Annotated in this window: 24 protein-coding genes and 1 riboswitch; of the genes, 5 read left to right on the forward strand and 19 right to left on the reverse strand. The window is 40.8% G+C overall.

The annotated features are described in order from the left end of the window. Window positions 1-5 precede the first annotated feature (5 nt). The 7 genes from splB to MHI60_RS00775 form a co-directional block, all read right to left on the reverse strand. Window positions 6-1,034, reverse strand: a complete 1,029-nt coding sequence (gene splB, locus MHI60_RS00745) for a spore photoproduct lyase (RefSeq protein WP_048238754.1) — start codon at window positions 1,032-1,034, stop codon at window positions 6-8. 82 nt (window positions 1,035-1,116) lie between these two features. Then, a complete protein-coding gene (locus MHI60_RS00750) occupies window positions 1,117-1,359 on the reverse strand; it encodes a transcriptional regulator SplA domain-containing protein (protein ID WP_044331928.1) in 243 nt (80 codons plus the stop codon). Between the two features lie 99 nt (window positions 1,360-1,458). Beyond that, window positions 1,459-3,177, reverse strand: a complete 1,719-nt coding sequence (gene ptsP, locus MHI60_RS00755; protein WP_095408350.1) for a phosphoenolpyruvate--protein phosphotransferase — start codon at window positions 3,175-3,177, stop codon at window positions 1,459-1,461. Then, the gene (locus MHI60_RS00760; protein ID WP_003211078.1) at window positions 3,177-3,443 is read right to left on the reverse strand and encodes a phosphocarrier protein HPr; all 267 of its coding nucleotides are present in this window, start codon (window positions 3,441-3,443) and stop codon (window positions 3,177-3,179) included. The genes ptsP and MHI60_RS00760 overlap by 1 nt, the downstream gene beginning before the upstream one ends. Before the next feature lie 93 nt (window positions 3,444-3,536). Then, window positions 3,537-5,636: a glucose-specific PTS transporter subunit IIBC gene (gene ptsG / locus MHI60_RS00765; RefSeq protein ID WP_095408349.1), complete on the reverse strand. Its 2,100-nt coding sequence runs from the start codon at window positions 5,634-5,636 to the stop codon at window positions 3,537-3,539. A gap of 202 nt (window positions 5,637-5,838) precedes the next feature. After that, window positions 5,839-6,693 carry a transcription antiterminator gene (locus MHI60_RS00770; protein WP_111291323.1) on the reverse strand — a complete coding sequence of 285 codons (855 nt, stop codon included), beginning with the start codon at window positions 6,691-6,693 and terminating at the stop codon, window positions 5,839-5,841. Window positions 6,694-6,748: 55 nt separating this feature from the next. Then, entirely contained in the window at window positions 6,749-7,738 is a 990-nt protein-coding gene (locus MHI60_RS00775) for a LacI family DNA-binding transcriptional regulator (RefSeq protein WP_144470333.1), read from the reverse strand. Window positions 7,739-7,831: 93 nt separating this feature from the next. Between MHI60_RS00775 and MHI60_RS00780 the strand changes: the two genes are divergently transcribed. After that, window positions 7,832-7,975, forward strand: coding sequence for a hypothetical protein (locus MHI60_RS00780; RefSeq protein WP_186437321.1), 144 nt, complete (start codon window positions 7,832-7,834; stop codon window positions 7,973-7,975). Window positions 7,976-8,029: 54 nt separating this feature from the next. Here the strand turns inward: MHI60_RS00780 and MHI60_RS00785 are convergent, their stop codons facing one another. From MHI60_RS00785 to MHI60_RS00810, 6 genes are all read right to left on the reverse strand, one after another. Then, on the reverse strand, window positions 8,030-9,124 hold the full coding sequence (locus MHI60_RS00785) for a Xaa-Pro peptidase family protein (protein WP_144470331.1): 1,095 nt from the start codon (window positions 9,122-9,124) through the stop codon (window positions 8,030-8,032). A 104-nt stretch (window positions 9,125-9,228) separates the two neighbouring features. After that, complete coding sequence (locus MHI60_RS00790; protein WP_144470329.1) at window positions 9,229-11,148, reverse strand: heavy metal translocating P-type ATPase; 1,920 nt, start codon at window positions 11,146-11,148, stop codon at window positions 9,229-9,231. Between the two features lie 289 nt (window positions 11,149-11,437). Then, window positions 11,438-11,926, reverse strand: coding sequence for an endospore biogenesis thiol-disulfide oxidoreductase StoA (gene stoA, locus MHI60_RS00795; protein WP_095408344.1), 489 nt, complete (start codon window positions 11,924-11,926; stop codon window positions 11,438-11,440). A 54-nt stretch (window positions 11,927-11,980) separates the two neighbouring features. After that, entirely contained in the window at window positions 11,981-13,297 is a 1,317-nt protein-coding gene (locus MHI60_RS00800; protein ID WP_048238742.1) for a polysaccharide biosynthesis protein, read from the reverse strand. A 113-nt stretch (window positions 13,298-13,410) separates the two neighbouring features. Beyond that, on the reverse strand, window positions 13,411-14,061 hold the full coding sequence (locus MHI60_RS00805) for a cell wall hydrolase (protein ID WP_044331914.1): 651 nt from the start codon (window positions 14,059-14,061) through the stop codon (window positions 13,411-13,413). 307 nt (window positions 14,062-14,368) lie between these two features. After that, window positions 14,369-14,563 (reverse strand): hypothetical protein, encoded by a 195-nt coding sequence (locus tag MHI60_RS00810; RefSeq protein ID WP_039178090.1) that lies wholly within the window; start codon window positions 14,561-14,563, stop codon window positions 14,369-14,371. A gap of 167 nt (window positions 14,564-14,730) precedes the next feature. Between MHI60_RS00810 and MHI60_RS00815 the strand changes: the two genes are divergently transcribed. Then, window positions 14,731-14,919 (forward strand): DUF2187 family protein, encoded by a 189-nt coding sequence (locus MHI60_RS00815; protein ID WP_003211747.1) that lies wholly within the window; start codon window positions 14,731-14,733, stop codon window positions 14,917-14,919. Between the two features lie 124 nt (window positions 14,920-15,043). Here MHI60_RS00815 and MHI60_RS00820 read toward each other — a convergent pair whose 3' ends face one another. The 6 genes from MHI60_RS00820 to MHI60_RS00845 all read right to left on the reverse strand — a co-directional run bounded on the left by MHI60_RS00820 (window position 15,044) and on the right by MHI60_RS00845 (window position 19,176). Then, window positions 15,044-15,262, reverse strand: a complete 219-nt coding sequence (locus MHI60_RS00820; RefSeq protein ID WP_144470327.1) for a hypothetical protein — start codon at window positions 15,260-15,262, stop codon at window positions 15,044-15,046. A gap of 259 nt (window positions 15,263-15,521) precedes the next feature. Beyond that, the gene (gene queF / locus MHI60_RS00825; RefSeq protein ID WP_003211403.1) at window positions 15,522-16,019 is read right to left on the reverse strand and encodes a preQ(1) synthase; all 498 of its coding nucleotides are present in this window, start codon (window positions 16,017-16,019) and stop codon (window positions 15,522-15,524) included. A 15-nt stretch (window positions 16,020-16,034) separates the two neighbouring features. Continuing rightward, window positions 16,035-16,766 (reverse strand): 7-carboxy-7-deazaguanine synthase QueE, encoded by a 732-nt coding sequence (gene queE, locus MHI60_RS00830; RefSeq protein ID WP_144470325.1) that lies wholly within the window; start codon window positions 16,764-16,766, stop codon window positions 16,035-16,037. After that, entirely contained in the window at window positions 16,759-17,199 is a 441-nt protein-coding gene (gene queD / locus MHI60_RS00835; protein WP_095408338.1) for a 6-carboxytetrahydropterin synthase QueD, read from the reverse strand. The genes queE and queD overlap by 8 nt, the downstream gene beginning before the upstream one ends. Next, complete coding sequence (queC, locus tag MHI60_RS00840) at window positions 17,200-17,856, reverse strand: 7-cyano-7-deazaguanine synthase QueC (protein ID WP_024424683.1); 657 nt, start codon at window positions 17,854-17,856, stop codon at window positions 17,200-17,202. Between the two features lie 160 nt (window positions 17,857-18,016). Further along, window positions 18,017-18,061: riboswitch (PreQ1 riboswitch) on the reverse strand. A gap of 71 nt (window positions 18,062-18,132) precedes the next feature. Beyond that, on the reverse strand, window positions 18,133-19,176 hold the full coding sequence (locus MHI60_RS00845) for a hypothetical protein (RefSeq protein WP_095408337.1): 1,044 nt from the start codon (window positions 19,174-19,176) through the stop codon (window positions 18,133-18,135). A gap of 244 nt (window positions 19,177-19,420) precedes the next feature. On the opposite strand from MHI60_RS00845, the gene MHI60_RS00850 reads away from it, so the two are divergent. The 3 genes from MHI60_RS00850 to motB all read left to right on the forward strand — a co-directional run bounded on the left by MHI60_RS00850 (window position 19,421) and on the right by motB (window position 23,454). Beyond that, on the forward strand, window positions 19,421-21,523 hold the full coding sequence (locus tag MHI60_RS00850) for an ATP-dependent Clp protease ATP-binding subunit (RefSeq protein WP_144470323.1): 2,103 nt from the start codon (window positions 19,421-19,423) through the stop codon (window positions 21,521-21,523). 376 nt (window positions 21,524-21,899) lie between these two features. Continuing rightward, window positions 21,900-22,694 (forward strand): flagellar motor stator protein MotA, encoded by a 795-nt coding sequence (gene motA / locus MHI60_RS00855; RefSeq protein WP_024424680.1) that lies wholly within the window; start codon window positions 21,900-21,902, stop codon window positions 22,692-22,694. Continuing rightward, on the forward strand, window positions 22,687-23,454 hold the full coding sequence (gene motB, locus MHI60_RS00860; RefSeq protein WP_144470321.1) for a flagellar motor protein MotB: 768 nt from the start codon (window positions 22,687-22,689) through the stop codon (window positions 23,452-23,454). The genes motA and motB overlap by 8 nt, the downstream gene beginning before the upstream one ends. Window positions 23,455-23,676 lie beyond the last annotated feature (222 nt).

Here is a 23,676-nt window from a genome sequence, read left to right on the forward strand (position 1 = left end):
TTGTTTCAAGTAAAATATTCAATTTTTGCAGAAGGAAAGTACTGATCTATATATGACTCTAAAGTCTTTCTTAGTTCTTGTTCCTCATCTTTTTGATAGATATATTTACCTATTCCATATCTTCCCCATTTGTATCTTCTTTTTTCTTCGTCCAATTCTAATTTTGATTTCGGATAGTTTTTTTGAATCACACGCTTTGCTGGTTTTGTAAAGCGATGCTGAATCATTTCAAAGGTGATATCGTTTCTCACATCTTCAGGAAGAGCTGCATCAAGCTTTTCAAAAAGAACTTTATACCCTTCCTGCCAGCCTTCATGGATGTAGATTGGGGCAATAATAAAGCCAAGAGGATAGCCTGCCTTTGCGACCTTAACAGCCGCTTCAATCCGCTGATCTAGCGGTGATGTGCCGGGTTCAAAATATTTAATGACATAATCGGCATTGATACTAAAACGGAATCTTGTCCGGCCATTATGCTTTGCATCTAACAGATGATCGACATGATGGAATTTCGTGACGAAACGAAGCTTTCCAAGGTCAGTCTGTCCGAAGTATTCAATCGCTCGTTTGAGTGTGTGTGTCAAATGGTCAATTCCTACGATATCTGAAGTGCATGATGCTTCAAATCTTGTGATATCTGGCGCTCGCTCGTTCATGTACTGCTCAGCCTGATCTAATATTTCTTCTACATTGACGTACGTTCGAATGTAAGGCTTACTTCCCATTGTTGTTTGCAAATAGCAATAATGACAATGCCCCATACATCCTGTTGCAAATGGGATCGCATACTCTGCAGATGGTTTAGACGAGTCAAATTTCAACGTCTTTCTCACACCAATGACAAGCGTTGACTTCGCGTTACGATACTTTTGCAAGTCATTTTTGCCCGGAATATTTCTTACTTGGTTGTGTGAGGTCGTTTCTCTTATTTCGATTCCCATACCCTCGAACTTTTCCTTCAGCTCTCGTCCTAACGGGTACTCTAGCGCCCGGGGTTCAATGTAAACAAGCTGGGGAACGAAAGGTTTGATCATATTTAGCACATCCTTACCATTAAGGTTTTCATACCGTTACTTTAACCTCACAGGATGGCTTTTATCCTTTCTAAAATCTCCCTTATTCAAACAAGTCTTGATAAAGAGCTTCTGCTTCTTCATATGTTGGAAACACAGCATCATCAGGTGCTAGTGGATGATACGTTTCAAGTAAAAATAGAGCGAGCTCTTCTTCGTTGTATGGATGTGAAACAATTTCTGCTTCTTTAATTTGTGCTACGTTTGCAGCATGTGGATTTCGATAAATCACATATACTTGATCACCCGGTTTATAGTCTGAGAAAGGCAATCTGGTCACCTCCATTTTTAATTATAGGGTACCCTTCTCACTGCCCAATATGACTCAATATGATAAAATTCGACAAAAAAACCAGACAGTTTCACCTGTCTGGTTTTCATTCACTTAGTTTTGTTGAAATGTTTTCTTAACGAAATCAACCACTTCTTCTGTTGTGCTAAGTGATAAAATATGCTCTTTAAATGATGCCGCTTCTTCCTTAGAAAGCTTGCTTAGCTGCGTTCTAGCTGGAAGAATGGATGTTGCACTCATTGAGAATTCATCTAATCCTAATCCAAGTAGAAGCGGGATTGCGATTTCATCTCCTGCCATCTCACCGCACATGCCGACCCATTTACCCTCTTTATGCGCTGCTTCGATCACAAGCGTAATAAGACGTAAAATCGCTGGGTTGTAAGGCTGGTAAAGATAAGACACTCGTTCGTTCATTCGATCAGCAGCCATTGTGTATTGAATCAAATCATTCGTTCCAATACTGAAGAAATCTACTTCTTTTGCAAATTGATCTGCGATCACAGCCGTTGATGGAATTTCTACCATCATTCCGATTTCAATGGAATCAGAAACGTCTGTACCAGCGGCAACCAATGCTTCTTTTTCTTCAAGTAAAATGGCTTTAGCTTCTCTAAATTCTGATAACGTCGCGATCATAGGGAACATGATTTTCAAGTTTCCATATGTACTTGCACGAAGTAATGCGCGTAGTTGTGTTCTGAAAATCTCCTGTTCTTCCAGGCAAAGGCGAATAGCTCTATACCCTAGGAACGGGTTCATTTCTTTTGGAAGCTGCAAGTAAGGAAGTTCTTTATCGCCACCTATATCTAGTGTGCGGACAACCACTGCTTTCCCTTCCATCTTCTCTAAAACTGTTTTATACGCATCGAACTGCTCTTCTTCTGTAGGAAGCTGCTCTCTGCCCATGTATAAAAATTCAGTACGGTACAATCCAACTGCTTCGCCGCCATTTTCAAGTACACCTTTTACATCTTCAGGTGTTCCGATATTTGCAGCTAGCTCTACGTGAACGCCGTCTTTTGTAACCGTTGGCTGGTCAACAAGTTTCGCCCATTCCGCTTTTTGAGCTAAGTAGTCTTCATGCTTTTTTTGATACGCTTTCACTTCATCTTCAGAAGGCTGAATGATGACGTCTCCAGTAATACCATCCACAATGATCAGATCATCGTTTTTCACCGTTTTTGTTGCTTCTTTTGTCCCAACAACTGCTGGAATCTCCATAGATCTTGCCATGATCGCTGAGTGAGAAGTACGACCGCCGATATCTGTCGCAAATCCTTTGACAAATTGTCTGTTCAGCTGAGCAGTATCAGAAGGTGTTAAATCTTCAGCAATGATGATGACTTCTTCAGAAATCATGCTTGGGTTTGGAATGTCAACGCCAAGCAAATGTCCAATCACACGTTTCGTTACGTCGCGAATATCCGCTGCACGTTCCTTCATGTATTCATTGTCCATTGCTTCGAACATTGTGACAAACATTGTCGCTGTTTCTTTTAAAGCAAATTCAGCATTTACTTTATCAGATTTGATTTTATCCTTTACTGGGCTTAGCAGTTCAGGATCACTTAACACAAGAAGGTGGGCAGAAAAGATATCTGCTTTGTCTTGGCCAAGCTCTTTTAGCGCATGTTCTTTAATTGCTTCAAGTTCTTGTTTAGAAACATGAATTGCTTCTTCAAAACGCTTCACTTCTGTCTCTGGATCGTTGATGTCTTTTTGGTGAACTGTTAAATCTGGTTCTTCCAGACGATATGCTTTTGCAATCGCAACGCCTGCTGAAGCACCGATTCCTTTCAGTTGTTGCATTACTCGCCTAGGCCTTCACTTTTCATTGTGTCTTTAAGCGCAGCAAGTGCATCATTTTCATCAGAACCAGAAGCAGAGATTGTGATTGTAGCACCTTTCGCAATTCCTAGAGACATTACACCCATAATAGATTTCAGGTTCACTGTTTTACCATTATATTCTAAGTTGATATCAGCATCATATTTACTAGCAGTTTGTACAAGAACTGTTGCAGGACGTGCGTGAATTCCAGAATCTGCAGTTACTTTGAATGTTTGTTGAGCCATTTTTATCAATCTCCTTTTTATACAATTAATACATCCACAATATTATATCATACTGCCGAGCTTGTCATCTAACAAGAACGGCAGTTATGAAAATTATTTTGAAATTTTCATGATGTTTTCTTGTCCAGCTTTGATTTCACCGGATTCTTGAAGGTCAATAAATTGTCCTTCACTTAAGTTGGTAAATACAATTGGTGTCATCAAAGATGGTACTTCAGTCTTAATTTTATCAATATCAACCTCTAAAAGTTTTTGACCGATTTCTACTTGATCTCCCTCTTGTACAAATGCTTCAAATCCTTCTCCTTTGAGACCGACCGTATCAATTCCGAAGTGGATCAAAATTTCAAGTCCACCATCAGATTGCAGGCCAATAGCGTGTTTCGTTGGGAACACATTTAAAATCTTCCCTCTTACCGGAGAAACCACCGTTCCATCTGTTGGCAAGATAGCGAAACCGTCACCCATCATTTTCCCTGAGAATACTTGATCTGGTACATCTGTAATTGGATGAAGCTCCCCTGTAATTGGTGAAGCAAAAATTTCTTCACCTTGTTCATTTTGAAGCGGCTTTGCAATGACTTCTTCGACCTGCTGGCTGACTTCTTCTTTTGCAGAAGGGTCTTTCGCTGGACGAGGCGTGCGGCCTGCAATGATATCTTGCATTTGTGTTTTTAAATTATCAGAGCGCGGACCGAAGATTGCCTGGATGTTGTTCCCTACTTCGAGAACACCTGAAGCGCCAAGCTTTTTCAAGCGGTCTTTGTCCACTTTCTTCTGATCATTAACAGTGACACGTAAACGCGTAATACAAGCATCAAGGTGCTTAATGTTTTCTTGATCACCCATTGCTTCAAGGATTTCATAAGGCAAGTCATTACCTTTTTCAGACTTCGCCTCACTTGCTCCGTCTGCTGCTTCATCCTCGCGGCCTGGCGTTTTCAGATTAAATTTGCGAATAGCGAATCTAAATCCGAAGTAGTAAATGACTGCAAGTACGAGACCTACTGGAATGACAAGCCACCAAGCGGTTCTATTCGGCAGGATACCAAATAGGAAGAAGTCGATTAACCCTCCTGAGAAGGTCATCCCGATTTTCACGTTTAGAATATCCATTATCATAAAGGATAATCCAGCAAATACACAGTGAATCGCAAATAATATCGGTGCAACAAACAAGAATGAGAATTCAAGTGGTTCAGTGATCCCTGTTAGGAAAGAAGTAAGGGCCGCTGATCCCATAATTCCTGCTACTAGCTTTTTATTCTTTGGTTTTGCTTCATGGTAAATCGCAAGAGCTGCTGCTGGAAGACCGAACATCATGAATGGATATTTCCCTGTCATGAATGTACCAGCTGTCAGCTGAACACCATCTTTGATTTGCGCCATGAAGATACGCTGGTCACCACGGATAATATCTCCTGATAAGCTCTTATAGCTAAAAAATTCATACCAGAATGGTGCATAGAATATGTGGTGCAGACCAAACGGAATTAATGAGCGTTCAATGACACCGAATACAAAGGCAGCCAGCGGCTCATTTGCTGCAAGCAGTCCTGTTGAAAATGAGTTCAGTGCACCTTGGATTGGCGGCCAAATGACTAGCATTAAAAGCCCTAAAATAAGTGCTGAAATAGAAGTGACGATTGGAACAAAACGCTTACCAGCAAAGAAGCCAAGATATTGCGGGAGCTCAATTTTGTAAAATTTATTAAACATATAAGCCGCTAATACCCCGACAATAATCCCGCCAAAAACGCCGGTAGACAAGGTCGGTATGCCGAGCATATTCACATATGCTGGATGGCTTTCCTTAAAGAACTTAGCCAATTTGATTGAATCGGATGGAATAGATCCGTTGGCCATTAATACGGCACTCATCGTTACGTTCATGACAAGGTAACCGATGATAGCGGCAATCCCTGCCACTCCGTCTCCATTGGCAAGACCGATGGCAACCCCTACAGCAAATAAAAGCGGAAGATTCGAGAAGACGATGTTCCCCGCATTCTCCATGACACTTGCAACAAGCTGAATCGTATCATTGCTTAAAAATTGAGCTACATCAATCAGCTGCGGATTTTGCATCGCATTCCCAAGTGCAAGTAAAATACCGGCAGCAGGAAGGATCGCAACTGGAAGCATGAGTGCTCGTCCAATTTTTTGCAACACACCAAAAAGTGATTTAAACACTGGTTGAACCTCCTTTTATTTTCGCTTACAACATACATTCGGGCTGCTCCCTGACGTACATTTCATAATTAACCGTTTACATTTCACTTTCAAACGCAAAAAAAGGCATGGTGATATAAGGTTGCGCAAATAACAGGATCTTATCCTGTATTTACCTTAAGTCACTCATGCCTGATCGAATCAGTTACACGTTTCAAGTAAACTATGAAATTTTATTTGTCAATCTGTACAGATGAAGTGTCAGGTAGACGGCCTCAGCATCCTGTACAGGCTTTTTCAATGCATGCTGCAAAATTTTGATCATTTTCCAAGCAGTATTGTAGCATAAAGGATATTCATTTTTCAATAGATGAAGCAATTTTTCTGGCTCCTCTAATGATTCTCCCCGTTTTATACGCTCAATTGAAAACGTAATATGGCGTAATAAGCGTAAATAATGAATACTTTCTCTGTCTACTTTCATATGAAATGAATCTTCGATGACTTGGACCATTTGCGTAATAAGCTGCGAATGACGGTTCACCTCAGATAAAGGCCGATTCGTCAAAGCTGAATGAATATGGAGCGCTATAAAGCCAATTTCACCTTCTGGCAGCTTTGTTTCGACATCTGGCCGCTCGTTAATCAGTTCAACGACTTCCTTTGCGACCTCGTATTCTTTTGGATATAACGATTGCGTCTCAAGCATAAAAGGGTTCGTGATATCATAGCCTTGCTGCACCCGCTTAAAACTAAACGCAATATGATCAGTCAGTGCAACATGAATATGTTCATTCAAGCGCTGCCCCATTTTTTTTCGTATATGATAAATGATGTCATTGGCAAGCTCGATCATGTTCTCATCAATATGATGAAGCAGTTGTTTATATTCTGTTTGTTCCTTCGTGTTTTTTAACACAAACATCTTTTCAAACACGTCTTGATCGAGATGATCCCCCGATTTTTTCCCGAAGCCGATCCCTTTCCCAATCAGAACCACTTCGCCCAAAGAAGGGTGTCTTGCGATGATGACATTATTATTTAACGCTTTATCAACGGTGAAGGATTCCATGAACATCCCCACCTCCTTCTTATTCAATCCCTCTTATCGTACAAAACAGATGAAACGTGCGTCAACGATTGTTTTTCAAAACGGTTGTTGTTCGTTCAATCAGGCGAAATGGCAGCATTCTTTTTTCTGATTCCTCTCCCTTTAATGCCCGGTCGAACAAGTCAAACGCTTCCTGCCCCATTTGTTTGAGGGGAATATGAATGCTGGAAATTCCTAAGGCCTCACTCAATTGGTTATTTTGAAAGCTGAGTATGGCTGGTGATTCTCCTACTTTTATGTCATGACGCTTGGCCTCTAATAAAAAACCTGCAGAAACTTCGTCATTTGTGATGAATAAAGCTGTAGGACGATTTTTCATTTCCTGCCATTCTGCAAATAATTGCTTCCCATCAAACAGGGATAACTTCCCTTCGATGATCCATTCCTCATCAATGGTCTGCCCGAGCGATTGCATCATGTCTTGATAAGCCTGAAGGCGCGACTCGCTATTCGCTCCTTCTGTTCTGGCGAGAACGATCGCAATTCGTTGATGGCCGCATGCCGCCAAATGATGCAGACCTTCCTTAAATGCTTGATCATGCGCAATCGACACGGTTGAGCATTGATCGTGCGGCGCAGGATGACAAAATATAATCGGTCCTGATTCCTGCCACTTTAAAATGTGCCTATCACTTAACGCATTTGAACAAAATATTAAACCGTCCACACGGCGTTCTTTTAAACTCATCAACGCTTCTTTTTCTTTTAATGGGTCATATCCTGTTTGAAATAAAGCAAAATGCATACCGCGCGCCTGTGCTTTCTCTGCAATACCTGTGACGAGTGTGCTGAAATAAGAGTGTTCAATGTTTGGAAGGACAACGCCAAGCATATTCGAATAGCCCTTCGCTAAATGGACCGCCTGAATGTTTCTCGTATACTTGAGATCTTCCATCGCTTGTAGAACACGTTCTCTTTTTTCTTCTTTAACATAAGGATGCTCATTCAACACACGTGATACGGTTGTCACAGATACGCCCGCTCTTTTCGCAATCTCCCTTATGTTTGCCATTTTTTCTCCTACTTTCTCTTGATATGGTAAGCGTTTCATACTTTAAGATGTATGTGAGCTGAACAAATCACTGGATGGAAAGGGGAATTCAAGATGGGTTTCATCATATGGATTATATTATGTATGACTGTTTTGTTTTCTGCTCGTTTTGCACTACATCCTTTAGGAAAAGAACATAAAATCAAACCGTTTCAATCAATTGATGATTTTTTTGTTGATAAGGATCGAGACGAGTGATAAAAAATCACGATGACGCTTCCAAGACCTGGACGTTCATCGTGATTTTTTTCATTACTTGATGATCGTCAGCTCTTTCGGATAATTGGTTAAGGTGACTGGACCATCTGCCGTAATGAGAACATCATCTTCAATTCTTACGCCGCCGACTCCTGGCACATAAATTCCTGGTTCAATCGTATACACCATACCTTCTTGCAGAAGGTCGTCATTTGCCTGACTCATAGAAGGAAATTCATGAACAGAAACCCCTAATCCATGTCCAAGACGATGAGGGAAATATTCACCATACCCTGCTTCTGTGATCAGTCCGCGAGCTTTTAAATCAAGATCACCGATTCTCACGCCTGGCTTACTCATTTCAAGTGCTGCCATTTCTGCATTTAAGACGGTTTGATAGATGTCCTTTTGCTTTTCAGAAGCTTCCTGATAAATGAATGTTCTTGTAATGTCTGAACAATAACCATCTACAATGACGCCAAGGTCAAATAATACAAAATCGCCTTTTTTTAAGGCTGCCTGCCCCGGATTTCCATGAGGTTCGCCTGATTTTTCACCAAAGAGAACCATGGTGGAAAAGGACATGCCTTGAATGCCTTTTTTCTTTAGTTCATATTCAATGACAGCGAGCACTTCTGTTTCTGTAATTCCTTCTTTTAAGGCGTTAACCCCAATTTTCACACCTTCATCTGCCAATTCAGCCGCTTTTTTCAGTGTAGCAATTTCAGATTCATCCTTAATCAGTCTGAGCTGATTGAGCTTTTCTTCAGCCCGGACGAAAGTTTCTGCACCGGTGACAGCTTGGAGTTGTTCTGCTCTTTGAAGCGGAATCGATTCTTTTTCAATCGCAAGACGTGCCGCTTGAACACCTCGTTTTTCTATCGCTGATTGAATGAAATCAAATGGATTCTCATGATCTTCATATCCAATGATATCGCCGGACCATCCTGCATTTTTTGCCTGCTCAACTTCCATTTTAGGCAAAATAAAAAATGGTTCTGCCTCTTGGAACACAAACAGCCCCATCACTCTTTCATGCGGCTCTGTGAAGTATCCAGATAGATAAAACACATTTTCCTTTGTATGTATAAATGCACCTTGAATGTCTTCTTTCTTAAGCCAAGAAGACAAGTTCTTCATTCGGTTCATCATGATCCTCCTCACACGTTTTACTACTGGTCTATTGTATCAGTTTTTGCTGTATTTCGCACAAAAGCGCACTGGCATGTAACCAGTGCGCCCTGATGATTGATTTAAGATGCACGAAGCAGACGCAGACCATTTAAAATGACCAAAATCGTACTTCCTTCATGCCCAATGACGCCAAATGGCAGATCGAGCAGTTGTAAGAAATTCGCACAAATTAACAGACAGATCACCGTTAGTGAGAAAATAATATTTTGCTTAATGATTCGATTCATTTTTCTTGAAAGACGGATCATTTTTGTGAGGTTATTTAAATTATTCTTCATTAAGATGAGATCTGCTGTTTCTAAGGCAACGTCTGTGCCTCCGCCCATTGCAACCCCAACATCTGCTGTGGCGAGCGCTGGTGCATCATTGATTCCGTCTCCTACCATGATGATTGAATTACCTTGTTTTTTTAATTGATTGACCTCATGTACCTTTTCATCTGGAAGACATTCAGCCACTACGGTTTGGATACCGGCTTCCTGTGCAATGGCTTCAGCCGTTTTTTGCTGATCTCCTGTCAGCATGACGGTTTGGATGCCTAAATCATTTAGTTCTTGAATCATTTTTTTGGCTTCAGGTCTGATTTGATCCTTAAGACCAAGGCAGCCAACGACTTGTTCACCCTTTTGAACGTAGACCACTGTGTATCCTTGCGCTGAAAGATCATCACCTGTCTCTTCAATCTCGCGGTCGATTGACGCCTTACCAGCAAAGTCTTTCTTCCCAATCCGCCACGTTTCTCCATTTAATTGTGCTTTCACACCAAATCCAGAGGTTTCTTCAATGGTGACATGGACTGATCTTTCTGTTTGGTGCTCTTTTGCCATATCAGAAATTGCTTTCGCTAATGGGTGGTTTGATTGACTCTCAATTTGATAGAGTGCCTGATAAAAAGCTGATTCATCCTGCCCTTTCGTCATGACAACTTGTTCTACGGCTGGCTTCCCGCTTGTAATCGTCCCCGTTTTATCAAAAGCAATCATACTGCTTGTGCCTAGTTTTTCTAAAAAGACACTTCCTTTGACAAGCATCCCATTTCTTGCGCCATTCGAAATCAGTGACAGTGCGGCTGGCATAATGGATGCAACAAGAGCACAAGGTGAAGCAACGACCATAAACACCATTGCCCGGTAGAAGGTTTCACTCATGCTCCAGCCGAGTACAAAATGAGGCAGAACCATTAAAATTGCGACGGTGATCAGCACACCTTTTACATAGGCGCCTTCGAATTTTTCGATAAATGCTTGGCTTGGCGAAACACTTTCTTGAGCGGATTCGACAAGTTTAATAATTTTATGGAAAAGCGTTTCTTCATTATGTTTAGTGACTTCCACTGTTAAAGAACCATTTAAGTTCACTGTCCCTGCAAATACGTCTTCGCCCTGCCCTTTTTCCTGTGGAACAGATTCGCCTGTGAGTGCAGATTCATCCACACTTGTTCTCCCGCTTATAATCACACCATCTGCTGCAATGCGTTCCCCAGCTTTGATCATAATACGGTCACCTGGTGTCAATGATGAAGCGGCGATTTGAATGGTCGTACCATCTTCTTCAATTAAAGTTGCTTCATCTGGTGCAATGCTCATTAATGCTGTTAAATCTTTCTTGCTTTTATTTGACGTATACGTTTCAAGCGCACCACTCAGTGAGAAAATAAAAATTAAGATAGCGCCTTCTGCCCAGTAGCCGATCAGAGCTGAGCCTATTGCTGCGAAAATCATTAAAAGTTCCACATTCAAGGTCTTTGACGAAATCGTTTCTTCAATTCCTTCCTTCGCCTTTGCAAAACCTCCAATGACAAATGCTAGGATGAAAAGAGGAATGCTCCACATGCTCTGATCCTTTAGAATCCATCCAATTAAAATGAGAATCCCCGAGATACCTGCTGCAATTAATTCTCCGTGCTGTGCCCATTTATGTAAGGACCATTTCGATTCCTTTTGATTTGTCGTTTGATAAAGTGCTGTATTCTCATTCATGATTGTTTTCTCCTCTCTAATTGATAATCATTTTCATATTATCAATCGTTGCCCGTTTCTTTTTCCATCTATATTTTCTGCTATTTCAAGCTTTTTATTGGTCTGTAACTCATTATAACAGGTTCTGAACAATTTTCAATTAATAATTATTATAATTTCTTTTTGATAATAATTATCATTATTGATATAGACCGTTCCGTCTTCTTCTGAGCACAGTGTATTCAGATGAAAAGCAAATGAACACAAAAAAGAACCAACAGAATTGGTTCTTTCACAGAAAGGATTTGTTCTACGAATTTGTCCACTCTTTGATTTGTTTTTTCGTCAGTGGACCTACATGATTTTTCACCACTTCTCCTTTTTCATTAATCAAAAAGGTCGTTGGGATGGTGATGATTTGATATTTCTTCATCATTTCTCCGTGTTCATCTAGTAGGATCGGGAATGTAAACCTTCTGTCTTTCACAAATTGGGCAACAGCATGTTTACTTTGTTCAGCACCTAGTAAATTCACGGTCAATATGTCAACATCACTCTGATTTTCTTTCACGATTTGCTCAAATGCAGGCAGTTCCATTTTGCAAGACGGGCACCATGTTGTCCAAAAATGCAAAATGGTCTTTTTTCCTTTTGCGGGAACCATCTGCGTTTCACCAGTTAATGTTGGGGCCTCTATTCTTGGCGCCATTACGGGCTCTTTTGCTTCTGCTGCTGCGCTCATTAGAAATAACAGCAGGGTCATCATCAGAAGACTGGCGGGTAGATTTTTACGATTCATCATGATCTTCCTTCCCAGTTTTCTTATAGCTTGCCCGCTCGATGATGATGACATTCAAGCTTTTTTCAATGTAAGGAACATTGAAACGCCGAGCTCCTTACAAATGGTCGCATAATGCAGTGCGGTCAAAAGCAGCATGCCTGTGTTCATCCCTAAAATGACCCCCATCATATTCAAGCTTTCAATTGAACCGAGGAAATACACCATAGAAAACGAGACGACATGCACCCATATATTATGTAGGAACACATCTTTGATGAGCCCCATACCGATTAAACACGCCTGAAATGGCATCACAAACAAATGGCATAGAAAGTATGGCCAAAGCAGCTGTAAATAGACAGCAGCTTGCGGTGAATCAAAAAAGAGCTGTGTGAGCGGGTAAGCAAAATAATACATCACCATCACTGCCGGCACCCCGTATCCAAACGTTATGAGAATCGCCTGTCTGACACGTTTTTTCACAAGATCATACTGGCCTAAAGCATAGGCTTCAGAGACACTCGGAATCATCACAATCATGATGGAATGAGCGATAAACGCTGGGAAAAAACCGATCGACATTGCGACACCAGCCAGCATGCCGTAATGATCAACAGCAAGTGTTCCAGAAATGCCTGCTGCAACGAGCGCTCCTTTGATTAAAAATGGTTCAACCGCATTGGCGATCGCATGAAAGATGCGCATGCCCGTTGTCGGAATGGAAACGGCTAATAGGCGCTTTCGCACATCAATCCCTCTTAATTCAACAGACCTGACATTCACAGCATTTTTCGCCATGACGTATTGGGAGTATAAATAAATAAAGACGACAAGATCACTCGCAACAATGACACCAATGGCGATGAGTACTGCTGTTTCAATATCAAACGAATACCAATGAAAAAACAAAAACAAGCAGATGAGCTGGATCGTTTTCTTCAGCATATTGGCTAGAGCGATTCTGCCCATTTGCTGCTTACCCATAAAATAGCCGCGGGCAATGGAGGTAAAGGCAATAATCGGGATAAGTGACAGCACCAAGCCTTTCATCAGCGGATGATACGACTGGAACACTGGAATGAAAGGCAGTACAATGGCTGCTATAGCTGTTGTTGTACTTGTCACCACAAGCGTCATTTTAAAGGCATGACGGAGCATACTTTTGTGGAGACGCTCATGTGATTCTGCAATGAATTTAGAAATGGAGACTGGCAGCTCTAAGCTGGCGATCACAAGGACAAGCATGATGATTGGAAGGATACTCATATACAAACCCATTCCATGTTCTCCAAGCTCTCTCGCTAAAATCATATTGACTAAAAACTCTATACACTCCGCAATAAAAGCTGCGACAGATAGCAGAATGACCCCTTTTACAAATCGATTCATGTAGCCTCCCCTTGTCTAAAGCAAATTCTTTTCACATTCTATGAGACAAGTCCAAAAAATATTTTAATAATTGAAGACAAAAAAAGAGCAATCTCATTGATCGCTCTTTTTCTTTATACGGCAAATACGTGACGTCCGATGCGTTCTACAATTTTGCGGGAACGAATCCAGTGATCTGTTGCCGTTTTTGGATTATAAAAATAAATAGCCTTTGTTGTTCTGTCATGCTCTTTTACTACCTGCTTCACCGCTTTAATGGAATCTTGATCTGCCTTATCATGAATACTTCCGTTTGATACTGGCTGGAAAGCATTTCGCTGATAAATCACACCTTTAACACTGTCAGGAAAAGAACGATGCTCCACCCTGTTTAAGACAACGCTTGCCACCGCTTTTTTCCCTTCGTAAGATTCACCTTTCGCTTCAGCATGTACCAATCGAGAAAGCAAGTCCATTTCTTCATTAGAATACTGTTTGCCGCTTGCCTTATTCGTCGATTCAGATTTTACTTTTTTCTTTTGCTTCGGTTTTGAAGACTTTTCTTCTGTTGACGTACTTAGCATTTTCACTTTTGGCTGACGCTTCTCCTCAGAAAATGCCGGGATGACTTGATCGTGATCTTGATCTATATATGAAAGCTGATGTTTAACAGGTGCTTGTGAAAGTTCGTGACTTAATGTGCCTTGCTGCTCTTGTATATTGTCCATCTTCATTGCTGCAACGAGCATAAGGATGACAAAAAGAGCTGTATGAATTTTAATCATTCGCCTTTTTCCTCCTTTAATCAAAAGTAGGCTGTAAGATACTTGTCCACTCTAACAAGAGCTCATTCTATTTTCACGCACAAAGATTTACATGCCTGTCCAAATTCCGTCATTAAATGGCATGTCCTAGTTGAGCGCACATAAAATGGAATTGTTAGCGCTTAAAAAGGTCCCTTTTTCACCTATCATCATCCTTATGCTCCTGATTATGGGTTATTACATTTTCTTTTCATATGTATCAGAGTGGTTTGAAGTGTGACAAAAGAACGAAAATAAAAAAGCTTTCTCTCATCAATGAGAAAAAGCTTTAGCTTCTTGCTTCTGTAAGATATTCAAAAATAACATCTCCACCATGTTTGGCGATCCCGCGAAAATGTTTAAAATCATCTTGATTCACCAAAACAGAACGAAACGTTAAAAAATCATCTTTTTGGATGGTCACTTGTTTTTCCGTCCCATTCCGTAAAGATTCGATTATTGTGAGGATTTGTTCTTCAGTCAAAAAAACCGCTCCTTTTCAGCCATGATCAAATATTAAATATACCATTCGTTAGAAAAGCATACAACGAAAACAAAACAAAAACGTCTTTATCCTTTACATTGGTATGAAAATATTGCAAAATACTTTTTAATAGGGAATGAAATCTGTTTTTAAAGGAGAGGGATCGGTTGAAGATTGCAAAAATTGGAAATGTGATCGAATTTAGAAATGGTTTAACAGGTGTAGTTGAAAAAGTGAATGAAAACTCTGTCATTGTGGACGTCACCATTATGGACAACTATAGAGATTTAGAACTGGACTCACTAACAGTCGTTAATCATAAAAACTATAAAATCATCAAAGACTCCGTACATTAATTTGCAATCCTCAATTCAGACGATCGGTACATACGTATATATAAAGCAAATTTGGCTCGTTTGACAACTTTGCTCTATTTTGACAATCACATATGAAAAAGACTGATACCATGTAAAGAGGGGATCAGTCTTTTTGCGTATGAAAGGTTTGCATTTCCGCCTTCGTCTTGTACATCTCGACTTCCTCGGGTGTGATTACTCCTTTATCAATTAAGAGGGCAATCACTCCAAGCAATGTAGAGGCACTCCATTTATACCGTTCTTTGTTTTGATGTTCGAGCATTTGAAGCTCTTCCCTTAGATCCATTAGCAGCTGCTCTGCCCGCTCTTCTTTGTTTACCAACTCAAACGCCTCCGTTTATCATTCATTGCCTCTATTTTATCGTACATCAAATGAGTTAAGCAAAAAAAGCATGATTCCTCTTTACAAACATACGTTCTGTCATGTATAATATGTTTACGAGCTGGTAGCCCCCAGCCGTCCTAGCAAGTTCTATTCCCATTCGTATGAGAAGAGTGACATGACTCTTCTCTTTTTTTATAATCGATTCGCTTCAATCTCAACAAAAAAGACATGCATTCTGCATGTCTTTTCCTATTTATTAGCGATTATCAATCGTTTCTGGATACATATCATGGTTCATCATACGATATGATGCCATTTCTTCATACTTAGTCCCAGGTTTTCCGTAGTTCGTATACGGGTCAATTGAAATTCCGCCTCTTGGCGTAAATTTGCCCCAAACTTCAATATACCTTGGGTCCATCAATTCAATTAGGTCGTTCATAATAATGTTCATACAATCCTCATGGAAGTCACCATGGTTACGGAAACTGAACAAATATAATTTTAGCGATTTACTTTCGACCATGATTTCATTTGGAATATAGCTGATATAAACGGTCGCAAAATCCGGCTGTCCTGTTTGCGGACAAAGTGATGTAAATTCCGGGCAGTTGAATTTCACAAAGTAATCTCTATTTGTATGCTTATTTGGGAACGTTTCAAGCACTTGTGGTGCATAATCAAATAAATAATTGGTTCCTTGGTTTCCTAGTAACGTGACACCTTCTAATTCTTCTGGTTTTCTTGTCGTCATGTCATCTCTTCCTTTCTATACGCCTCGTTTATTTCCCCACAATAACGTGTGCAGCTGCGGCAGCACTCTTACGCGGTTTAAGTCTGGATCTTGCGCGACTTGATCTACGAGCGCTTCATATTTCTTTAATAAATGCGTCAATAAATACGTATCATCAGCTGTTGTCGTGTCATCATTTCCTACCTGCAAATAAAACGGAAGCTCAGGGTATTTCGCATGAACATCCTTCGCATAGGCTAGATCACGATCGTCAAAGATCACGACCTTCAGGCTAGCATGATGCAATCTATTTCCGTTTTTCAGCTCATCTATGATACGTGTTAGTTTCGTAAAATCTGTTTTCATATTCGAGCTTGGCGGCTTAGGAGAAATGGTTAAATCATCAATTTTCAAAAACCATTCCTGATACATCGTCCCTTGTGTTTCAAGCGCTGTATCAACCCCCTCTTCATGCAGCAAATCAATGAGGGATTCCATTTGTTTTAAAAGCGCCGGATTTCCTCCTGAAATGGTGACATGAGAAAAAGCCTGTCCGCCTATTCTTTTTAATTCATTGACAATGTCTTCTGCCTCAAGCCACTGAATGTCATGCTTTGCTGAGCCATCCCATGTAAAGGAGGAATCACACCAGCTGCAAGAGTAGTCACAGCCAGCCGTTCTGACAAACATTGTTTTTTGTCCAATCACCATTCCTTCTCCTTGAATAGTCGGACCAAAGATTTCTAATACAGGAATCGCTTTAGCCATTGATCTCAACTCGTTTCGGACGGTAAATGCAGTAGCTTGTTGGTGTCTCTCTGACAAATACCTGAACACATGTCGGCTTGTTCGCTAAAGTTGATAAATACGCTGCGACTTTGTCATGTACAGTCTTTGCCACCACCTCAGTGGTTGGCATCGCGTATGGATCGTTTGATGAGAATTCTTCATGATCATTAAGCAGCGTGTGATCGTACTGCCCATGAATGAGCTTCTTCAATGTACTGAAATTGACAAGAAAACCCGAGTCATCTAGGTCGTCTCCCGCAATCGTGATATTAATGGTGTACGTATGACCATGAACACGGCTGCATGCGCCTGCATCTTCTCGCGGAATGAAATGGGCAGCTGATACATGCATGTCTTTGTTTAATTCAAATGAAAATGGATGATTGGTTTGTGGATAGATTTGAGAAAGCATTTATTTTGCCTCCTTCATTTCCATATAAGTGTCATAGCCGTTTTTTCGCAGCTTACATGCAGGACATTCCCCGCAGCCATCAGAGATGATGCCGTTATAGCAAGTGAGCGTTTCATTTTTCACAAAATCCAGCGCATTGAGTTCATCTGCCAGCTTCCATGTTTCTGCTTTATTCAGCCACATCAGTGGTGTATGAATCACAAATGGTTTTTCCATTGCTAAATTCACTGTGACGTTGCAAGATTTCACAAACTCGTCACGGCAATCTGGATAGCCGCTAAAGTCAGTCTCGCAAACTCCTGTGATAATATGTCTTGCTCCGATTTGATACGCAAGAATAGAGGCAAAGGATAAGAACACTAAGTTTCTTCCTGGCACAAATGTGGAAGGAAGCTCGCCTTCTTTTTCCTCAATATCAATGTCATCTCTTGTTAGAGCATTAGGTGCGAGCTGATTCAAAAGAGACATATCTAATAGATGATTCTTCACACCTAATTTGTCAGCAATTCTTTTGGCGACATCAATTTCTTCTTGATGACGCTGATTATAATGAAAGGTCACTGTTTCTACCTCTTCAAATTGTTGCAGTGCCCATAATAAACATGTCGTACTGTCCTGTCCCCCGCTAAAGACAACGACTGCTTTTTCATTTTTCATTTTCTGTTCTCCTCCTTTTGCAGATAAGTACAACCGTACAACACTGCATCTGAAAGGCTCCTAAAAAACCCCTATTTTTCTCAAAAGAAAAGACACCTTTACATGTGTATGAGGTGTCCCAGCCATAAAAAATAAAAAATGCCACATCCAAGGATACGGCAAGTCCTTAGTTTTTTATAGAGGGTTTTGCTAGAACCTCTCCCGTCTTCACGGATTTTTGTTCAATTTTCACAGAGGATAGTGTACCACATATTTTTCATACAGGCTATCCTTTCTTTACTTATCTAGCGGTGCAGGCACTTTTTTTAGACAAAGAAAGAGGATAAAAAAGATGCTGACATAGCCAAAAACCGGATAAACCGTTGAAATCAGTGTACCGTAACCAATTTTACTAATCACATAGCAGCATATGAGAATAAGGGATATCGTAAAGATGCTGTTTATTCGGATATATGCCCTCACTTGTCTCTCCAGCCCGTATAAATTGCCTATGACGGATGTAAAAACTTCGCCGAAGATGACAAATAAATAAATGAGATGAATGGAGTTTGCGACTTGATACACTACCTGGGCCATTGGGATATCAAACGCCTCCAGCATATCTAATGAAGAAAGAGATAAAAAGCAAGCAAGCAAAATGAGTGTCAGCATGACGCCCCCAAGCACCGCTCCCTTTTTAATGACTGCTTCAGAGGTCATTTCATTTGCAACGGGTACTAACACTGCCTGTGACAGTGCTAAATTAAAGGCACCATATGACACTGCTGATAATATCCACTCGCCCTCACCCATTTGCAGCGCAAGAACATAACTTTCACTGCTGCTAAACACAAATGAATCAAGAAACACGATCATTGAAAAGAAAATCAGCATTGGAACGACAAGGACGTTGACTCCAAATAGCCCTTTTGAACCTTTAAAGAGTACAATGACGCTCAGAATGATCGTCAAAAAGATCCCATACTCCTTCGATATACCAAGCTGTTCTTCAAAAATAGCCCCTGCGCCTGAAATCATGACTGAGGTGACACCAAGTAAAATAAAAAACATTATAATATTAATATAACGACTCGCAGCTGTGCCAAATAAAAAACGATTCATATCTTGATAAGACTCTGCTTCGATTCGTTTCGAAATCAGCATCATTTTTGCACCTAGACCAGTAAAAATAACGCCGCTAATCAGGATTCCTAATAGTCCAATCCAGCCAAAACGAACAAAAAATTCTACGATTTCTTTTCCTGTCGCAAACCCAGCTCCAACCACTGTTCCTACATATACAAAGGCAAGCTGAAAAGCGGATTCATTTGAACGTTTCATGTGACCCCTCCGCACCCATCACTTTCGATTGTCTCTTTTTTATCCTATGAGACAAGTTCCTTGAAAAGAAGGACAAACCATGATTAAATGCAAAAAAGGATTTTTTATCGTCTTTGAGCAAAACAGTTGAAAGTCAAAATAGGTCAGAGTATACTATAGTCAAAGATGGTCAAACAACAGACCATTTTCTTTAACATTCATTGGTCAAATAAAGTCAAACTTTATTTTAAGGAGGTTATGGCAAATGCGTTGTCAACATTGTCAAGTAAATGAAGCAACTATTCGCCTGAATATGCAAGTGAATTCGTCCCGGAGCCAAATGGTTTTATGTGAAGACTGCTATACCTCTTTGATGGAGCAGTCAAAAATGAAAATGGAACCTCAGCTGTTTGGAGGAAGTTCATTCTTCTCTCAGGCAGCAGGACATGCCCCAAACGGGGAGCAGCCAAAGCAAAAGGGCTTACTCGATGAGCTTGGCCGCAACTTAACAGATGGAGCAAATGCTGGTTTAATTGATCCAGTCATTGGCCGTGATGAAGAAGTCGCAAGAGTCATTGAGATTTTAAATAGAAGAAATAAAAATAATCCTGTTCTTATTGGTGAACCAGGTGTTGGGAAAACAGCGATCGCAGAAGGACTCGCGCTGAAAATTGCGAGCGGCGATGTGCCAAATAAATTAAAGAACAAACAAATCTATTTATTAGATGTCTCCTCACTTGTCGCAAACACAGGTGTACGCGGTCAATTTGAGGAAAGAATGAAGCAGTTAATTAAAGAACTGCAAAGCCGTAAAAATATCATCTTATTTGTAGATGAAATCCACCTTCTTGTGGGCGCAGGCTCTGCAGAAGGATCAATGGATGCTGGAAACATTTTAAAACCAGCCCTTGCAAGAGGCGAACTGCAGCTAGTAGGTGCGACGACATTAAAAGAATATCGCCAAATTGAAAAAGATGCTGCACTCGAACGGCGCTTCCAGCCCGTCATCGTAGATGAGCCAACACAAGATGAAGCGATCGACATCTTAAAAGGCATTCAAGATAAATACGAAGCCTATCATGGTGTCACCTATTCAGATGAAGCAATCAAAGCGTGCGTTCAATTATCTTCGCGGTATATTCAAGACCGTCATTTGCCGGATAAAGCCATTGATTTAATGGATGAAGCTGGTTCAAAAGCGAACCTCTCCATTGATGCAGCAAGTGAAGATGAGCTGACAAATCGATTAGCGCAAATTGCCGCAGAAAAACAAGCTGCGCTAAAAGAAGAACAATATGAAAAAGCAGCGAAGCTTCGCGATGAAGAAGAAGCCATTGAAGCAAGACTTCAAAACAAAACAACTGACAAAGAACATATCGTCACAGCAGAGGACATTCAGACCATTGTGGAACAAAAAACAGGCATTCCTGTCGGTAAACTGCAAGCAGACGAACAAACCAAAATGAAAGAAATTGACGTCCGTCTAAAAGCACGAGTGATTGGGCAGGAACATGCAGTTGACAAAGTGGCGAAAGCTGTGAAAAGAAGCAGAGCTGGATTAAAATCGAAACATAGACCAACAGGCTCCTTCCTTTTCGTTGGACCAACAGGTGTCGGGAAAACCGAATTGTCTAAAACGTTAGCTGAAGAATTATTCGGTTCAAGAGATGCGATCATTCGTTTAGATATGAGTGAGTACATGGAAAAACACTCTGTGTCCAAACTCATCGGTTCTCCTCCTGGTTACGTTGGACATGATGAAGCTGGCCAGCTGACTGAAAAAGTGCGCAGAAAACCATACAGCATCATTTTGCTAGATGAAATCGAAAAAGCACACCCAGATGTACAGCACATCTTCCTTCAAATCATGGAAGATGGCCGCTTAACAGACAGCCAAGGCAGAACGGTCAGCTTTAAAGATACAGTCATCATTATGACAAGTAACGCAGGCAGCGCAGATAAAACGGTCAAGGTCGGCTTCCAGTCTGATCAAGAAGAAGCGATTGAGGAACAATCACTCATTGATTCACTCAGCAGCTACTTCAAACCAGAATTCTTGAACCGTTTTGACAGCATTATTCAGTTTGATTCATTAGACAGAAATGATTTAGTGAAGATTGTTGATCTTCTGCTCAATGAGCTGTCAGAGCAATTAAAAGAGCAGAATTTAACAGTCCATGTCACAAATGAAGCGAAAGAAAAAATCGCAGAGCTTGGATATCACCCTGCATTTGGTGCTCGTCCACTTCGGAGAACCATCCAAGAGCACGTTGAAGATCAAATGACGGAGATCTTGCTTGAAGAGGAGCAGCTTTCTGGATTTACTGTGGATGTTGAACATGACGAAATCGTCGTAAAAAAAGGATAACTACATCTTCAGGATGATATGCATCTCCATCATGTTGCGGCGTCTAAGTTCCATCTGAACACCGACGCTCCCCCGCCTCTTTTCCTTTACGATAAAAGAAAAAGAGGTGAATCACATGATGAATTGGAGCTACGATCTTGTCAAAATCATGTATGAAGAAAAATTAAAAGAGCTGCTTCATTTAGATGAACCAGCTCAAAACGATTAAATGGAGACTCCCTTTATATGAAAGGGAGTTTCTTTTTACGCAGATAGAAAGCGCTTTCGTCAAAAATTCTTCACAGAAACTGTCTTAATTTTATATTCTGACTAAAACCCTTCTGGAAGACACCGATATTAACTATAGAAAAAGATAGTTAAAGGATTTGGTGAGATAATGGACAAAACATCGTTAATTGGTATTATTTTAGCATTTATTGCACTAGGTGTCGGTATGGTTTTGAAAGGTGTGAGTCTAACTGCTCTTCTCAACCCGGCGGCTATATTAATCATCATTGTGGGGACGGTTGCAGCTGTTGTCATCGCATTCCCTTCTAGTGAAATTAAGAAAACACCAAAATTGTTCGGCAAAATTTTCAAAGACAGCCAGCTTCCAACGATTCAAGAAATGATCCCTCTATTTTCAAACTGGGCACAAATTGCACGTCGTGAAGGTCTTTTGGCATTAGAAGCAAGTCTTGAGGAAGTCGATGATGATTTTCTAAAGAACGGTTTAAGCATGGCGGTTGACGGCCAAAGTGCTGAATTTATTCGAGACGTCTTGACAGAAGAAGTCGACGCGATGTCTGAACGACATCAGTCAGGCGCATTAATCTTTACACAAGCTGGTACATACGCTCCGACGCTAGGGGTACTTGGCGCAGTTGTCGGACTTATTGCTGCACTTGCAAACATGGGAGATATTGAAGCACTTGGACATGCGATCAGTGCTGCCTTCGTCGCGACACTTCTTGGGATTTTTACCGGGTATGTATTATGGCATCCATTTGCCAACAAGCTGAAGCGTAAATCAAAGGAAGAAGTAAAGCTTCGTCTGATTATGATCGAAGGTATTCTTTCTGTTCTTGAAGGTCAGTCTCCAAAAGTCATTGAACAAAAACTGCTTATGTACTTACCAGCAAAAGAACGTGCAAATCTTGTCATTGAAGAAGGAGAAAATCAAAATGGCTAGGAAACGCAAAAACCATGATCATGAAGACCATGTAGATGAATCTTGGCTTATCCCTTATGCCGATCTTCTAACGCTTCTTCTCGCCCTCTTCATTGTGCTTTTTGCATCTAGTTCAATTGATGCGGCAAAATATGAACAGATGGCTAAGTCTTTTAATGTAGTTTTTACTGGCGGTACTGGTGTCATGGATCAATCCAGCATGCAAAGCACGGAAGAAACTGAGCACAGCAACCAGACAAAAAAAGCAGCCGAGGAAGAAGATGAAGAAGCCAAAGCAAAGGCTAGGGACCAAGCGGTTCTCACAAAGGTCAAAAAGCAGGTCGATTCATTCATTGCAAATAAAAAACTTGGTGCCAAGCTCGAGACAAAGCTTACGGATGAAGGACTTCTCATTACGATTGAGGACAGTATCTTCTTTGATTCTGGCCGGGCAGTTATTCGCTCTCAGGATGTCCCGTTAGCAAAAGAAATCTCAAAGCTTCTCGTCATTAATCCTGCTCGTGACATTGTCATTAGCGGACATACGGATAATGTACCGATCAGAAATTCAGAATTTGAATCAAACTGGTATTTAAGCGCCATTCGTGCTGTAAACTTTTTAAATATTCTTCTTGAAAACAGCAATCTAAACCAAGAGAACTTTAGTACAAAAGGATACGGCGAATTCAAACCGATTGCCTCAAATGATACAGCAGAAGGCAGAAGTAAAAACCGGCGTGTAGAAGTACTCATTTTACCGATTGAGAAAAAAGCGAAATAAAAAAGGAAGCCAGCGGCTTCCTTTACAGATTGTTGACAAAGGGCTAAAATGATTTCTATTTTAGTCCTTTGTCTTCTTTTCAGCATGATTGAAAACCTTTGCAGTCTAGGAAGGACGAGTACCGGAGCAGAGCGAATTGGATATTCGTGAGCACCGGCACGCAGGACTGACACCGAATGCGAAGGATTGCCTGCGCGCTGAAAAGGAAGCCTGCGGCTTCCT

Origin of the sequence: Bacillus sp. FSL K6-3200 (genome assembly GCF_038630485.1) — a bacterium.
Taxonomy (GTDB): Bacteria; Bacillota; Bacilli; order Bacillales; family Bacillaceae; genus Bacillus; species Bacillus safensis.